Origin of the sequence: Exiguobacterium sp. s157 (genome assembly GCF_018618205.1) — a bacterium.
Classification (GTDB): Bacteria; Bacillota; Bacilli; order Exiguobacteriales; family Exiguobacteriaceae; genus Exiguobacterium; species Exiguobacterium chiriqhucha.
In genome coordinates this window covers 31,617-46,125 of the sequence record NZ_JACSLQ010000003.1, presented here as the reverse complement: position 1 = coordinate 46,125, position 14,509 = coordinate 31,617, and the positions used below count along the sequence as shown (strand labels likewise).

The following is a 14,509-nucleotide window of genomic DNA, read 5'->3' as shown; positions in this document are numbered from 1 at the left end:
GTCGTTTTCGTTAAGCGCGTTTTTTGAAACGCGGGAAGTTAAAGGCGATGGCCAATCCTCCGCAAATGAACAACAAGAACGGATAGAACATATACGGCACGAGCGCCGGTGATGCCGTGTTCGTCAGTTCGGCCGCAATGAGAAGCTGTGCCCCGTAAGGCAGCAGACCTTGGACCCCGCACGAGAAGATATCGAGTACACTCGCAGACTTTTTACGTTCGATGTCATAATCGTCGGCGATGTTCGCGGCGAGCGGACCAGCCACGAGAATCGAAATCGTGTTGTTCGCCGTCGCGACGTTTGTCGCACTGACGAGCCCGGCGATGCTCCACTCCGCGCCGGCCCGTCTTTTAATTCGGGACGTGAGCGCGTCACGCAAGTACGTGAGTCCGCCGTTGTGCGAGATGAGTCCGACGAGCCCACCCATGAGCAATGTCAGGAGTGAAATCTCGGCCATGCCCATCATGCCGTCCGCCATGGCGGTGACGTACGTGGTGACGGCTAGACTGCCATCCAATAGACCGATGATGCCGGTTAGGGCGATGCCGCCGAGCAAGACAAGGATGACGTTCATTCCCGTCAAAGCGAGCACGATAACCGCTAGATACGGAATCAACTTATACCATTCAAACGCCGCCGGCTCGATGGTCGATTCTCCGCTCGATAGGGCAGCGAGTAAAATCGTTGTGATGACGGCTGCCGGCAAGACGATCCAAAAGTTGGTCCGGAACTTGTCGCGCATGTTCGTCCGCTGGGTGCGGACGGCTGCAATCGTCGTGTCCGAAATGAACGACAAGTTATCCCCGAACATGGCACCCCCGACGACGGCGGCCGCCGCGATAGCGATATTGACGCCGCTCTCCTCATGGATGCCGAGAGCGATCGGCGCCAGTGCGGCGATCGTCCCGGTCGACGTACCCATCGCCATCGAGATGAAGGCTGCGATGACGAATAGGCCGCTCAATAGGAGCGAGGGCGGTAGTAACGTCAATGCCGCATTGACGGTCGCGTCAATCGCACCGATTGCTTCGGCGACGCTTGAAAACGCACCGGCGAGCAAGAAGATGAACACCATGATGAGGATGCTCGGGTTCCCGGCACCTTGGGCGACGCGTTCGACCGTCTGGGTGACGCTCCCTTTCGTCATCATCGCCGCGACGATCACGGCAATCAAGGCCGCGATCAAGACGGGGAATTTATAAAAGTCGTCATAATAGATGCCTGCCCCGATAAAGAAGACGAGGAAGACGAGTAAGGGCAAGAGCGCCCATTTGTTAGCTGTTGGTTGTTCCAATCGATTCACCTCATTCATAAAAATAAAAAGAGAGCCTTCTGAAAAAAGGCTCTCTCGACAAGAAACACTTTTTTCATCTTTCGAGCAGACCGCTCGCTGGATTTGGCACAGGTTACCCGCTGCCGAGACGTCATCGGGCCAGTCCCTCAGTCTCTCTTGATAAAAAAGTTGTGATATTTAGTTATAAGACACGTTCCCTAACGTACCTGTTTCAAATCTGCTTGTCAATAGCAAACCCCCACGCGATGAACGTGGGGGCGAGTCAGGTCGTTAAGAAATTATAATGGGCGACGCGGTTGCGACCGGCGTATTTCCCGCCGACGTAGAGCGCGCGGTCGGCGTTACGAATCGTATCGTCAAGACGTTTGTCGCCGAACGACTGAATCGTATCGACACCGATTGAAGCGGTGACGGGTATATCGATTCCGTCGACGTGGAACGGTTTGTTCTCGATTTGTTGGCGGATGCGCTCGGCGATCTCGACGGCGGCCTCAACATCACAACGGTTTAAGAGCAAGATGAACTCTTCACCGCCGTAACGGGCGGCAAAGTCTTCGGTGCGGAGCACTTGACGAATGCGGCGACCGAATTCTTGGAGCACACTGTCTCCGACTTGGTGACCGTGCGTGTCATTGATTTTTTTGAAGAAGTCGATATCGAGCATCGCGACGGAAATCGGATACATCGAGCCGTCCGAGATCTGTTGAATCCCGTATTCATAAAAAGCCCGCGCATTGGCAAGCAGCGTCAAGCTGTCCGTCCGGCTCTCAGTATAGAGGCGGTCGCGTTCATGACAACGACTGATCGTCCGATTGAACGACTTGAGCAGTTTGACAATCTCGCGTTGAATGATGGGCGGATAGCCATAGACGTGCTCGCCCGTCATCACAATCCACGTGCGGATTCCTTCGATTTCCTCGGAACGGACCGAGATGAAGCTATGATAGTCTTCATTAAATTCGTTCGACAGCGGGGCGTCCCATTCGAAGCGCATCTCGTACTCGACCGAGGCTTCGTTCGGATAGGTTGCATCGAGTAATTCAAAGACGACATGGCGATCGATCGGCTGGCGCGTCTTCAAATCAAAGTAAAGTGTGCGATCAAACAGTTTGAACTCGACGTACCCTTCATCGTACTCGTTGAGTCGCTCACATTGACTGAGGAACACTTCGATGGCTTGTGCCTCGCTTTGCGATAGCGATACGGCTTCTTTTGCTTCATCATATTGTTCAATCAACGATTTGAAGGCGTCTTGTCGACCTTTTTGAATGATGAGTCGCTTAATAAAGAACGTGAGTGCGGCGGCGATACTGCTGACGACGAGCAAGTTTGTCTCCCGGAAGAGCGAGGCCGCCAAAATGAAGACGAGACTGACGATATACGTGTAAAACGCGATGCTTAAAAAGTCGCGGACCGGGATGTCGACGCGGAACCACCAGCCGACTTGATACTTTTGGACGACCGTGTTCAAAATGATGGCAATAATCAAACCGGCAAGCGGGAGGAACGATTCTTGGGAATAGAATCCGAGACCGGTCACACCACCAAGTGCCAAGTAGACGCTGGCCGGGATGGCGATTTCCAAAAATGACGTGATGGCATTCCACGGATACGTAAAACGGAACCGTCGAAGCGCGACGCGCGGTTTCAAGTTGACGAACTGGAAGACGAGTAGTCCAATCTGATTGACGAACAGCGCTGTCTCAAAATCAAAGAATAGAAAAATAATTAAGACGATACTTTCTGAAAAGGTAAAGTAGACGCCTTTCCGTTCAATGGAGTCCATTTGAAAAATAATGACGAGCAACGCGATCAAGATGAACGGTAACGGCTCGATGGCCGGCATGTTCAATACGCCTGTAGCGAACAAGATGAGCGTCAAACCGAATAGCATACTCCAAATACTCCAACCAAGGACGGACATCTTGCGGAAATGGTTCATGGTTCCCTCCTATGTGGGAAAAATTCAATTATGTATGGTAGGAGATTCGGCACAATCACGCCTGAGTCCTGCCTATCCATCATAATGGCGGAATTCTAGCATTGAGTCTATATGAAATATCCTCTATAATGAAATTGCTTTTCAACCACATAGACGAAAGTCGATGAAAAAGAGAGTAACGATCGTTCCGTCAACAAAGCGACCTAGGGATTGGTGAGAGCCTAGGCTGACAAACATCGCGAAACGCACTTTTGAGATGCTATCCGAACTTGAGTAGGCGTAGCCGGGGGACCCCCGTTATCACCGATAAAGCGGTCTGCGTCAAGCAGGCAAGAAGAGTGGTACCGCGGGCCATCCCGTCTCTTTGCATCTGTGCAAAGGGCGTTTTTTTTATGAACAAATGATAAGGAGGAATTAGAATGAGTTATGAACGCAAATATGCGGAAGCCTTGTCCCGTGTCATCGGGGACGAGTTGACGCTCGACCAGATTGAAGCATTGATTGAAAAACCGAAACATGAGGCACACGGGGACCTTGCTTTCCCGTGTTTCCAACTTGCGAAAGCCTATCGTAAAGCACCGGTCATGATCGCGACGGATATCGCGAACGACTTGAACGACGAGTTGTTCACGAAAGTCGAGGCGGCCGGCCCGTATGTGAACGTCTTCTTGAGCCGTGACGTCGTCTCACAAGAAATCATCAACACGGTGCTCGATGAACAAGCGGACTATGCGACGCATGCGACACGTAACGAGACAATCGTCACCGATTTCTCGTCACCGAACATCGCCAAACCGTTCTCGATGGGACACCTTCGTTCAACGGTGATCGGGAATGCCATCAACCAAATCGCCCGTAAAAACGGCTATGACGTCGTCGGCATCAACCACCTCGGGGATTGGGGCACACAGTTCGGTAAACTGATGGTCGCCTATAAAAAATGGGGCGACGAGGAAGCGGTCCGGGCACATCCGATTGCTGAGCTCTTGAAGCTTTACGTCCATTTCCACGAAGAAGCGAAGACACAACCGGAACTTGAGGATGAAGGCCGTGCGTGGTTCAAGAAACTCGAAGACGGTAACGAGGAAGCGACTGAGCTTTGGACGTGGTTCCGCGAAGAATCACTCAAAGAGTTCCAAAAAGTATATGACCTCCTCGGTGTCGAATTCGACAGCTTTAACGGGGAAGCGTTCTATAACGACAAGATGGATCGTGTCGTCGCCATGCTCGAAGAGAAAAACCTTCTCGTCGAAAGTGAAGGGGCGATGGTCGTCTCACTCGAGGACGAGAACTTGCCACCATGCTTGATCAAAAAGAAAGACGGCGCGACGCTTTATGCGACACGCGACTTGGCAGCTGCCGTCTATCGTCATGAGACGTACAACTTCGTCCAGGCGAACTACGTCGTCGGCGGTGAGCAGGCGCTTCACTTCAAACAACTGTTCTCAGTCTTGCGCAAGCTCGGCTATGACTTCGTCGATGGCATGCATCACGTGCCGTTCGGCTTGATTTTGCAAGAAGGGAAGAAGATGTCGACACGTAAAGGTCGCATCGTCTTGCTCGAGGAAGTGCTCAAAGAAGCAATCGAGAAAGCACAAGCGAACATCGCTCAGAAGAACCCGGAACTTGCGAACGCGGACGACGTGGCACGCATGGTCGGTGTCGGCGCGGTCATCTTCCACGATTTGAAGAATGAACGCATCAACAACATCGAGTTCGACCTCGATAGCATGCTCAAATTCGAAGGTGAGACGGGCCCGTACGTGCAGTACACGAACGCGCGTGCGAACTCGCTCCTTCGTAAAGGCAACTATGACGGCTCGACGTTCACTGGCGCAAACGACGACCACACGTGGGGCGTCGTGACGATGCTCAACGCGTTCCCGCACGTCATCACACGTGCCCACGAACGCCGCGAACCATCGATCATTAGCCGTTACGTGCTCGATTTGGCGCAAGCGTTCAACAAGTATTACGGTCATGTCCGTGTCCTTGAAGAAGATGCAGGCAAACAATCACGTCTCGCCCTCGTCAAAGCGGTGACGATCGTATTGACGGAAGGACTCCGTTTGATCGGTGTTCAAGCTCCAGAAGAAATGTAAGGACAAATAAGGGACCCTTTTGAGGGGGTCCCTTTTCCTATGCCTTCATGCGTGTGACCGTCCGGGCTTTTGTATCATACAGACACCATTCCCGGTCGAAGATGACGGCGCCGACATTGATGACGTACCGTTTTTTCTTCAAGGTGAACGGCTTCCCGATTTCCCAGGGAATCGAGCGACCTTTCCGGTAAATCCCCGGAATATGGCTGTGTCCGATAAAGACGAGCGGATACTTCCCTTTCTCGACAAGCGGTTCCCAGTCCGGACTCCATTTTACTTGGTGTCCATGCAAGAATAGCGCCTCATCGAGCGTCGTCTGCTCCGGTAATAAGGCGATTCGTGTCTTGACCGGATGCGACACGACGAGCACTTCGTCAATCCGCTCTTCTTGATTGCCGCGCAGGCTAGGGAAGGTGAGGAGCGCCTCGTAGTCAGGGGGTCGTACGTCACCACATCGGACACTTCATGGAAGCGCTCATTGCGCCGTTTCTTACCGATATGACACTCGTACAGATCGCCGAGGCAAAGGAGGTGCTCCGTCTCGCGGCGGACCGACTCGAGCACGGCTTTCAAATCATCAAACGAACCATGTGGGTCACTGATGATGGCGAGTTTCATCGGTAGTTTGTGAATTGGGCATCGACGGACAATTCGAGCTCACGGACGAGCTGCATAACGGCTTGAAGGTCATCGCGCGACTTGGCTGTCACACGGATTTGATCGTCTTGAATTTGTGACTTCACTTTCAGTTTTGATTCTTTGATGGCGTTGTTAATTTTTTTCGCATCGTCTTTATCGATGCCGCTCTTCAATTTGACGCGTTGACGCACTGTGCCGCCGAGCGCACGTTCCACTTTTTGATAATCAAGGTTTTTCGTCGGTACGCCACGTTTAATCAATTTCGTGATCATGACGTCTTTCAATTGCTCGAGCTTATAGTCGTCATCTGAGACGAGGACGAGGTCGCCGTTATCAAGTGACATCTCACTTTTCGAACCTTTAAAGTCGTAACGGTTCAAAATTTCTTTCTCGGCGATTTGAATCGCGTTCTTCACTTCTTCGAGGTTCATTTCTGACACAATATCAAAAGAATTGTCTTTTGCCATGTTTCATCCATCCTTTACAAGGGTTTTGTTATAATGATAGCAGATTTGAAGTAGTGAAGGAGTGAAAGAGATGGAACATACTATCGATCAACAGACAAATGTAGATTTAGACCATATGGCATATCACGGCAAAGACCTCGGGGTGACGTTTAAAAGTGACCTCATCCGGTTGCGGGTCTGGTCACCGGTTGCCGAAGAGATGACGGTAAAACTTTACCGGACACCGCGAGCGCGGAAGTTCGAACGGTTGTCGTTAGAACGGGCCGAGAAAGGGACGTGGGTCATCGAACTCGATCGTGCTTTGTTCGAAGGTCAGTTTTATGTGTTCGAGGCGGTCGTAGCTGGGAAGCGTATCGAATCGCTCGACCCGTATGCAAAAGTCGTCGGGGTCAATGGGAAGCGCGGGTGTCTGCTCGACCCATCTACGCTCAACCCAGACCATTGGGTCAAAGAACGTCCGCTCTTCCACTCGTCACAAGAAGCGGTCATCTATGAAGCGCACGTCCGTGATTTGACGAGTCATCCGGACAGTGGTGTCATGCATCGCGGGAAATTCCTCGGGATGACCGAAGTCGGAACGAAGACACCGACGGGTTATCCGACGGGTCTCGACTATATTACAGGGCTCGGCGTCACGCATCTCCAACTCATGCCGTTCTTCGATTACGGTTCAGTGAATGAGTCACGCGAGAGTGAGGCGAATTATAATTGGGGCTATGACCCGGTCCACTATTTTGCCGTCGAAGGCTCATACGCTTCCTCAGCGGATGATCCGGCCGCTCGCATCATCGAGTTGAAAGCGATGATTCAAGCACTTCACGATCGTGGCATCCGTGTCATCATGGACGTCGTGTTCAACCATACGTATGATACATTGACGACGCCGCTCGGACAGTTCGTACCGGACTACTATTACCGCTTGAACGAGGACGGTACGCTCGCCGACGGTTCGGCGTGCGGGAACGATACGGCGTCCGAACGGGCGATGATGCGCAAATTGATCGTCGAATGTGTGTCGTATTGGGCGAAAGAGTTCATGATTGATGGCTTCCGCTTCGATTTGATGGGACTCCATGACGTCAAGACGATGAACCAGGTCCGCAAGGCGCTCGATCGCGTCGACCCATCGATTCTCGTGACCGGAGAAGGCTGGGATCTCGACACACCGCTTCCGGTCCGTAAAAAAGCGAACCAACATAACGCCCATAAGATGCCGCGCATCGCCCAGTTCAACGACGCGATTCGCGACGGTGTCCGTGGGGATGTGTTCATCGAAGACTTGCCAGGTTGGATCAGCGGCAACGCGGATATGACGGCGGACGTCAAACGTGGGATTGCCGGTGCAGTCACGAGCCAAAGCTTTGCTGACGAACCGAACCAAGTCGTGAACTATGTCGAGTGCCATGACAACTTGACGCTTTGGGACAAACTGGCCGTTACGAATCCGGACGACGATGAGACGACACGCCGCCGCCGGCATCGTCTCGCGACATCGATTGTGTTGCTCAGTCAAGGCATCCCGTTCCTGCATAGCGGTCAAGAGTTCTTCCGCACAAAAGACGGGGACGAGAACAGCTTCAATTCGGGGGAGGTCGTCAACCGTTTGGATTGGACGCGGGCCGAGCAAGAGACGCCGAGCGTCGAATATGTGAAGGGCTTGATCAGCCTGCGCAAACAATATCCGTTGTTTCGTCTTGAGAACGCGGAACAGATTCGTAAACATTTACGTTTCTTCGATGAAGAAGAGGGCGTCATCGCCTTTGAACTGAGTCGCCACGTCGAAGGTTACGTCGAACGCCATCTCGTATACCATAACGGACTCGAAGAAGCGGTCGAGGTGAAACTCCCGTCCGGCAAGTTCGAGGTCCATGTCGAAGATCACACCGTCAATTTGACGGCACCACGTCTCCTCGAGGAGCGGCATGTCACGGTCGCGCCGTTATCGACACTCGTCGTGACGGAACGCCGTCCGGATTACAGCAAATATGCGGTCGCCGGTGGAGCTGCCTTGGCTATCCTCGGTCTCTGGTATGTTGCGAAAAAACGGAAACCGAAACAACAGTAAGCGCGAAAAAAGGAGACGTCATTCCGTCTCCTTTTCCTCGTTCGTTTCAGTTTTGGCTGCCTCGAGCTCCATCATCTTTTTGACGATGATGTGTTTTGGCATATGCATGAGTTCCTCGAGTGGGACGTTTAGCTTTTTGGCAAGCTCAACCGCCGTCTCGGGAGAGAGTTGAAGTGGGCGCATGAGGGTTCCTCCTTTCCAATTACGGGTATGCTACTGCCAGTATACAGGAAAAGCGGACAGATGGAGAATGTGTTCTGTGAACACATTCAAAATCGAAAAATGCGTCGTGCGTTGCTAAGCTGAAACTAGGAAGTGATCAAATGTACAAACAAGTAGCAGACTATCAATTTCATCAAACGGTTGAATGGTTAGAGCGCGTTGGTGGAGGATGGATGTTGTATTTGGCGCAAACCGGGTTTCTGTTTTTTGACGAGACGTTCCAAATCCGATGGGAACTCGAGTGGAAATGGGCACCTTGCGCACTATATATTGAACCACATGGTAGAAGAGCCGTCGCGCTATTTCGAGATTTGCAGACATACGGAGTCATGGATTTGACGAACGGGACGATGGAACGTCACCCAATTCCACGGACGTTCCATGACGATTGGTTCAGTAACCTGCACTACTGGTCAGGGGACGATTTGTATTTGTACTCGGCCGAATCAGATATCGTCGCCTTGAACTTGAACGATCACACGTTTCGGTATAGCCGTTACGAGGAGATCCCGGAGTTCGGGAACATCATCGAACTCGCATATCAATCGACCTATGATTTCGAACGATTCACGGCACCTGGCCTCGTGACCTTGTACGATGAACGGAATCAACAGTTCATGGTCGAGGACGTCGAAGCGGGCGCGCGTTGGAAGATTCCATACGGGGGTGACCGTGACTTGGTCATCGTCGATCAAATGGGTGTGACGACCGCCATCACCTCGATGACATCGTTCCAACTGTTTGAGCGCGATTGTGAAGTGTTCTCATCAGAAGTATGTGCCGAGACCGAATTGTTGAAAGTCGTCTTATTGGACGAGCCGGGCGACAGACTTGTCGTCCTATCGACGCCGCGTCGCTTCTGCCATAGTTGGCTGCAAGTGTTCGAGCGTTGACAATCCTGGACCAGGGCATGGTTCAGGATTTTTTTACGAAGGCTTACAGAATCTCGTCTAAAAACGGGAACAGTCTTCTTAGATGGAGAGGAGTGGACAGGGATGGAACGATTAGGACAAGCGTTAGTCCGATGGCGCTACGCTGTCGTGTTGATTTGGACGGTATTGCTCGCGGTATCGGTATATTTCGGATTACAGTTGCCAAGTGAACTGCGCGGCAATGGATTTGCGATTCAAGACGGGCGCTTCGCCCAAGTGGAAGATACGTTGAACGACCGGTTCGACCGGGCCGGGGCCTCGATGATCGTCTTGTTGGAAGGTGGCGACCTTGATACGGTCATCGAGCAGCAACGGGATCGACTGATTGACGTCGATGGGGTCGACGGCGTGATCACGCCAGCCGAGAATCCCGATGCCCGCTCAGGGGACGCAGCTTACTTATTGCTCGAGTTCGAGGATTACGATACGGCCGAGGCGTCAATCGATGACGTTCGCAACGCCTTGATTCGAGATACGGATACAGACTTGCGATTGACCGGAGAGCCGGTCTTCGCGGATGACTTGAATGAAGCGTCAAAGAATGACTTGATTCGGGCCGAGTTGATTGGAATCCCGGTCGCGTTGCTCGTCCTCTTGCTCGTCTTCGGGACGCCGCTCGCCGCGGTCATGCCGTTATTCGTTGGATTGATTACGTTCATCGTGGCTGCCGGCTCGTTGTTCTTCTTTGCCCAAACGATGGAACTGTCTATTTTCGTCTTGAATGCGGTCGCGATGATCGCCATCGCGCTCGGCATCGATTTTTCCCTATTGCTCGTCAACCGTTACCGGGAAGAGCTCGCACATGGGAAGTCGCGAGAGGCAGCCATCGTCCGAACGGTCGCGACGGCCGGACGTTCGATTCTGTTCTCAGGGCTTTGTGTGTTCGTCGGACTGGCCGGGTTGTTGTTCATCCAAGTCGACGTGTTCCAAGCCATCGCGCTCGGTGCGCTGATTGCGGTGGCCGGTGCGGTCTTATCGGCGCTCACGCTGTTGCCGTCCGCCTTATATATCGTCGGAGATGCGATCAATAAAGGGCGTCTTATCAAAACGAATGAGACGCGTTCTGAAGTACGGTGGCAGAAGTTGGCCCGTTTCGTCATGAGACGTCCCGTCACGATGACACTCGTCGCGCTCTTGCTGCTACTGCCAAGCCTCTGGTTCGTTCGTGACCTCGAACTGAACATCCCGGACGCCGATGCACTCCCGACCTCGTACGAGTCACGGGCCGCCCTTGAGCGGTGGGACGACGTGTTCGGGGAGACGTCGACCGATGCGGTGCTCTTGTTTGAGACGAATGACTTGACCGATTCGATGATTCTCGATGAATTGACTGCACTCACCGATGAGCTATCCGAGGATCCGATTGTCGACAACGTCACGACGTTCTTGACGGCATCCGGTCTCGAACCAGCCGAATTCCAACAACTCGCTGAAGCGGCACCAGAGCAGCTCGAGGCGTTCGAACGTCTCGTCACGCTCGAAGGGAATACAGACCTTGCCCTCGTCAACGTTAGTTTCAACGTCCCGCCGAGTGATAAAGACGCGCAGGCGTTCGTCCGAGATTGGCGCGAGAGCGGTTTTGACGTCGGGGGACCAGCCGCGTTCAACGAAGAAATTTATGAAGAGATTTATGACAGCATCCCGTATGCGGTCGTGACTGTCATCTTGGCGACAATGGTCATTCTCATGTGGGCGTTCCGCTCGGTCTTGATTCCAATTAAGGCGATCATCATGAACGTGCTCGGTCTCGGGGCGACGTTCGGTCTGCTCGTCATCATCTTCGAATCAGGCTATGTGTACGATGCCGAGACGATCAGTATCTTGACCCCGGTGTTCATCTTCTCGCTCGTGTTCGGCCTATCGATGGACTACGAGGTGTTTCTCGTCTCGCGGATTGAGGAATATTATCGGGAGACCGGGGATAACGATTACGCGACGGAGATGGGACTCGCCAAGACGAGTAAAATCATCACGTCGGCCGCAGTCATCATGATTGTCGTCACGGGGGCGTTCGCTTTTACCGGTGTCAGTCCGATCAAACAGCTCGGTGTCGGCATCGCGCTCGCGATCTTTATCGATGCGACAATCATCCGGATTTTACTTGTCCCATCTTTGATGAAACTGCTCGGGGACTGGAACTGGTGGTGGTTCGGTAAGAAAGATTTACCGAAACGTAATCTACACTAAATATACATTTAATGAAACAATCGCGAGAGTATGTTAAAATAGTCTCATGATTACGCGCAATTTGGGAAAGGAAGGTCTTTATGGATACCGAGAGGACATGGCCTCTGTTTCAATTACCGGACTTCTAGCGTTGAGTTTTTACAAGCGACATCAATGTAAAAATCAACAAACGGAAGATCGGAGATGGAACAGATGGAACCGCGGCTACGACTGAGGATCCTCCTCTCCGTTGAAAACGGGGAGGACAATCGGAATGAAACGAGTTGCTACCATAGTGCTCGGAACGCTGATCATGGCGTTCGGTTATTATTATTTGAATGAACAGTTTGGTTTGGCAGAAGGGGGCTTTGTCGGGCTAGCATTGCTCGGCCGCTATTTATTTGATATCGATCCGGCGATCTCGATGATCGTACTCGATATCCCCTTCTTTTTAATCGCCCTTTGGTGGAAAGGCTGGCGCTTCGTCGGGCAAGCCGTGCTTGCCGCGGCGTCACTGTCGCTCAGCTACGCCATGTGGGATCGGTTGGATTTACTCACGTTCGATATCCAAGTGTGGCCGGCGACGTTGTTCGCCGCCATCGCGAGCGGGATTGTGACTGGTTACGGTCTCGGTCTCGTCTTGAAATCGGGCGGGGCGACCGGGGGCGACGATTTATTCGCACTCGGCCTATCAAAATGGACCGGCGTATCGGTCGGGACGATTCTCATCATATTTGATGTCATCGTTTTGGCGATCTCGCTCATCTATTTGCCATTGTCGAATGCGCTTTATACGCTTCTCGCGGTCTCGATTGCAGGTCGTGTCGTCACGAAGATGTTGACGGACGATGTGGTCGAAATCACCGTGCCAAGTGTGACCAAACTAAAAACAAAAAACGATCTCGCGTGAGATCGTTTTTTGTTTTGTAAAATTTATCACAGTTTTACAGTCATCTTTCTTCTACACTACACATAGAAGGAGGGAGTCACATGAAATGGATGATTCCAAAACAGCACGGCGCTTGGTCGATGCTAATCTTACCGTTCTTACTCGGCGGCATCGTCGGAGGGTGGACGCTCGCGCACATCCCGTTCGCTATCGCCTGGTTGTTCGTTTATATGGGTACATTTTTCTTGTTCCAATACATTAAGCAACGAAAAAAGTCACAAGAGCTGTTGCGCACGGTCGTGACGTATTTGACGATTGCGATTGTAGCCGCCATCCCGGTGTTTTTGTCCGAGTGGCGTCTTGTCTGGTTTGTCCTTGCTATGATTCCATTCGGTCTCACCAACGCCTACTTCGCCAAAATTAAGGATGAGCGCAACGTCTGGAACGACGTCAGCGCCGTCACCTCATTTTGCATCGGCGGGATGGCGAGCTATTATCTCGGGTCACATGCTTTGGACGGGACGATAGTGTGGATGTTCGCTTTGCCGTACTTATATTTCCTCGGAAGTATCTTTTTCGTCAAAACGATGATTCGGGAGAAGAAGAGCTTGTTTTATCGGAACGTATCATGGGGATATCACTTTTTGCTCGTCGCCATCTTCATCGCGTTTGGCTATCCGGTCTTGGCACTCGCTTACGTGCCGAGTCTCGTCCGGGCGGTCGCATTCTACGGCAAAAAGATCCCCATCATGAAGATTGGGATCGTCGAAATCGCCAACTCGGTGTTCGTGCTCGGTTGTCTCAGTTGGTATTTATTTAGTTGAGAAGGGGAAACCCTTCTTTTTTAGTCGCTCGAAGATGTGCTCGAAATGATAGCCACGGTCGCCGCTGCCGTGGCCGCCTGTTGCATGGCGAGCAGATGGGCGAACGTCCCGTGCAACAGTAAATCGCTCGCATCTTCCTTGATGTTGTTTGCCGCGACGAGTTGCAGGGCGACCGTCAACGCGTGGGTGTGGAACCAGCGATGCTTTTCCTTCTCAGCGTTCGTAATGTCGATCAGGTCGCGCTCGTCGTTGTCGTTCGGAGCCGCGACGATGGCCAAGAGGGCGAGCGCTGGCAGATGCTCATTTTTGACGGCGATTGCTTGTCCTTGGAGCCGCGCGCGCCACTCGAGCAGGCGGTTGATGACCTCGTCTGAAGGCAAGTCGCTAAAAGCAAGCAGATGGGAGACGAGTTGGAGCTCGTTTGAGCGGGGCAACTCGGCTTTCAACGCTTCGTAATACGTCTCAATCCGTTGACTCAACGTATCGTGGTCATCGAACGCTTGAACGAGGACGAGGGCAGACAGAAGGTCTTCTTCGCTCGTCAGCCAAGGATGGTTTCGTTTGAACGTTTGATAGAGTGCGCTCGCCTCGTCAAGCCGGCGCTCGGGCTCATCGACGTTAATCAGTTGGCTCGCGATGAAGGGACGCAACATACTGAAGCGGAAGTGTTTCCGGTCGAGCAACGTATCGAGCCGGAGTGCCTCGTCGATGGCCGGTTCGATGTCTTCATACTTGGCATCGAGAAACGACAGCCAGACGAAATTATTGCTGCCGCGAAACTTGGAGAAGGCTTTCGTTTTCCGTTTGACGGCCGCTTGAGCCTGCTCGAACCGAGTTTCATCGAACGGGGTGTCGTGTATGGCATAATTGATGGCCATCAAGCGTCGGAAATCATCGGTGAACCACTTTGTCGCTCCTCTGATTGCCTCGAGCGCTTCGAGGTAATGCGTATAGCGTGTCATCATCA

The 14,509-nt window shown here is 52.4% G+C and carries 13 protein-coding genes, 1 riboswitch and 1 other annotated feature; of the genes, 6 read left to right on the top strand and 7 right to left on the bottom strand.

The window, feature by feature from the left end; genetic code table 11:
• Positions 1-10 precede the first annotated feature (10 nt).
• Together KNP67_RS07390 and KNP67_RS07385 are read right to left on the bottom strand one after the other, a co-directional pair.
• Positions 11-1,312: a Na+/H+ antiporter NhaC family protein gene (locus KNP67_RS07390; protein ID WP_034797487.1), complete on the bottom strand. Its 1,302-nt coding sequence runs from the start codon at positions 1,310-1,312 to the stop codon at positions 11-13.
• Positions 1,313-1,364: 52 nt separating this feature from the next.
• A riboswitch (SAM riboswitch) is annotated at positions 1,365-1,460 on the bottom strand.
• Positions 1,461-1,556: 96 nt separating this feature from the next.
• Positions 1,557-3,236 carry a GGDEF domain-containing protein gene (locus tag KNP67_RS07385; protein WP_242678972.1) on the bottom strand — a complete coding sequence of 560 codons (1,680 nt, stop codon included), beginning with the start codon at positions 3,234-3,236 and terminating at the stop codon, positions 1,557-1,559.
• A gap of 154 nt (positions 3,237-3,390) precedes the next feature.
• Positions 3,391-3,603: a binding site (T-box leader), on the top strand.
• Positions 3,604-3,655: 52 nt separating this feature from the next.
• Here KNP67_RS07385 and argS point away from each other — a divergent pair.
• A complete protein-coding gene (gene argS, locus KNP67_RS07380; protein WP_021068144.1) occupies positions 3,656-5,338 on the top strand; it encodes an arginine--tRNA ligase in 1,683 nt (560 codons plus the stop codon).
• A 37-nt stretch (positions 5,339-5,375) separates the two neighbouring features.
• Here argS and KNP67_RS15390 read toward each other — a convergent pair whose 3' ends face one another.
• From KNP67_RS15390 to KNP67_RS07370, 3 genes are read right to left on the bottom strand one after another with little or no spacing between them, the layout of a single operon-like run.
• On the bottom strand, positions 5,376-5,708 hold the full coding sequence (locus tag KNP67_RS15390) for a metallophosphatase family protein (RefSeq protein WP_251130839.1): 333 nt from the start codon (positions 5,706-5,708) through the stop codon (positions 5,376-5,378).
• Positions 5,612-5,956, bottom strand: a complete 345-nt coding sequence (locus KNP67_RS15385) for a metallophosphoesterase (RefSeq protein WP_251130830.1) — start codon at positions 5,954-5,956, stop codon at positions 5,612-5,614. Before KNP67_RS15385 ends, KNP67_RS15390 begins: the two co-directional genes overlap by 97 nt.
• Positions 5,953-6,444, bottom strand: a complete 492-nt coding sequence (locus KNP67_RS07370; protein WP_021068146.1) for a YajQ family cyclic di-GMP-binding protein — start codon at positions 6,442-6,444, stop codon at positions 5,953-5,955. The genes KNP67_RS15385 and KNP67_RS07370 overlap by 4 nt, the downstream gene beginning before the upstream one ends.
• A gap of 70 nt (positions 6,445-6,514) precedes the next feature.
• Here KNP67_RS07370 and pulA point away from each other — a divergent pair, with 70 nt between their 5' ends.
• Entirely contained in the window at positions 6,515-8,509 is a 1,995-nt protein-coding gene (gene pulA / locus KNP67_RS07365) for a type I pullulanase (protein ID WP_131471598.1), read from the top strand.
• An 18-nt stretch (positions 8,510-8,527) separates the two neighbouring features.
• Here pulA and KNP67_RS07360 read toward each other — a convergent pair whose 3' ends face one another.
• Positions 8,528-8,692 carry a YycC family protein gene (locus KNP67_RS07360; protein WP_021068148.1) on the bottom strand — a complete coding sequence of 55 codons (165 nt, stop codon included), beginning with the start codon at positions 8,690-8,692 and terminating at the stop codon, positions 8,528-8,530.
• Positions 8,693-8,832: 140 nt separating this feature from the next.
• Between KNP67_RS07360 and KNP67_RS07355 the strand changes: the two genes are divergently transcribed.
• From KNP67_RS07355 to KNP67_RS07340, 4 genes are all read left to right on the top strand, one after another.
• Complete coding sequence (locus KNP67_RS07355; protein WP_021068149.1) at positions 8,833-9,624, top strand: hypothetical protein; 792 nt, start codon at positions 8,833-8,835, stop codon at positions 9,622-9,624.
• Between the two features lie 102 nt (positions 9,625-9,726).
• Positions 9,727-11,850 carry an MMPL family transporter gene (locus tag KNP67_RS07350; RefSeq protein WP_131471596.1) on the top strand — a complete coding sequence of 708 codons (2,124 nt, stop codon included), beginning with the start codon at positions 9,727-9,729 and terminating at the stop codon, positions 11,848-11,850.
• Positions 11,851-12,103: 253 nt separating this feature from the next.
• A complete protein-coding gene (locus KNP67_RS07345) occupies positions 12,104-12,739 on the top strand; it encodes a YitT family protein (RefSeq protein WP_034797492.1) in 636 nt (211 codons plus the stop codon).
• A gap of 80 nt (positions 12,740-12,819) precedes the next feature.
• Positions 12,820-13,542, top strand: a complete 723-nt coding sequence (locus KNP67_RS07340) for a YwiC-like family protein (protein ID WP_021068152.1) — start codon at positions 12,820-12,822, stop codon at positions 13,540-13,542.
• A 20-nt stretch (positions 13,543-13,562) separates the two neighbouring features.
• Here the strand turns inward: KNP67_RS07340 and KNP67_RS07335 are convergent, their stop codons facing one another.
• Positions 13,563-14,507 carry a DUF4003 family protein gene (locus tag KNP67_RS07335; RefSeq protein ID WP_021068153.1) on the bottom strand — a complete coding sequence of 315 codons (945 nt, stop codon included), beginning with the start codon at positions 14,505-14,507 and terminating at the stop codon, positions 13,563-13,565.
• Positions 14,508-14,509: the final 2 nt, after the last annotated feature.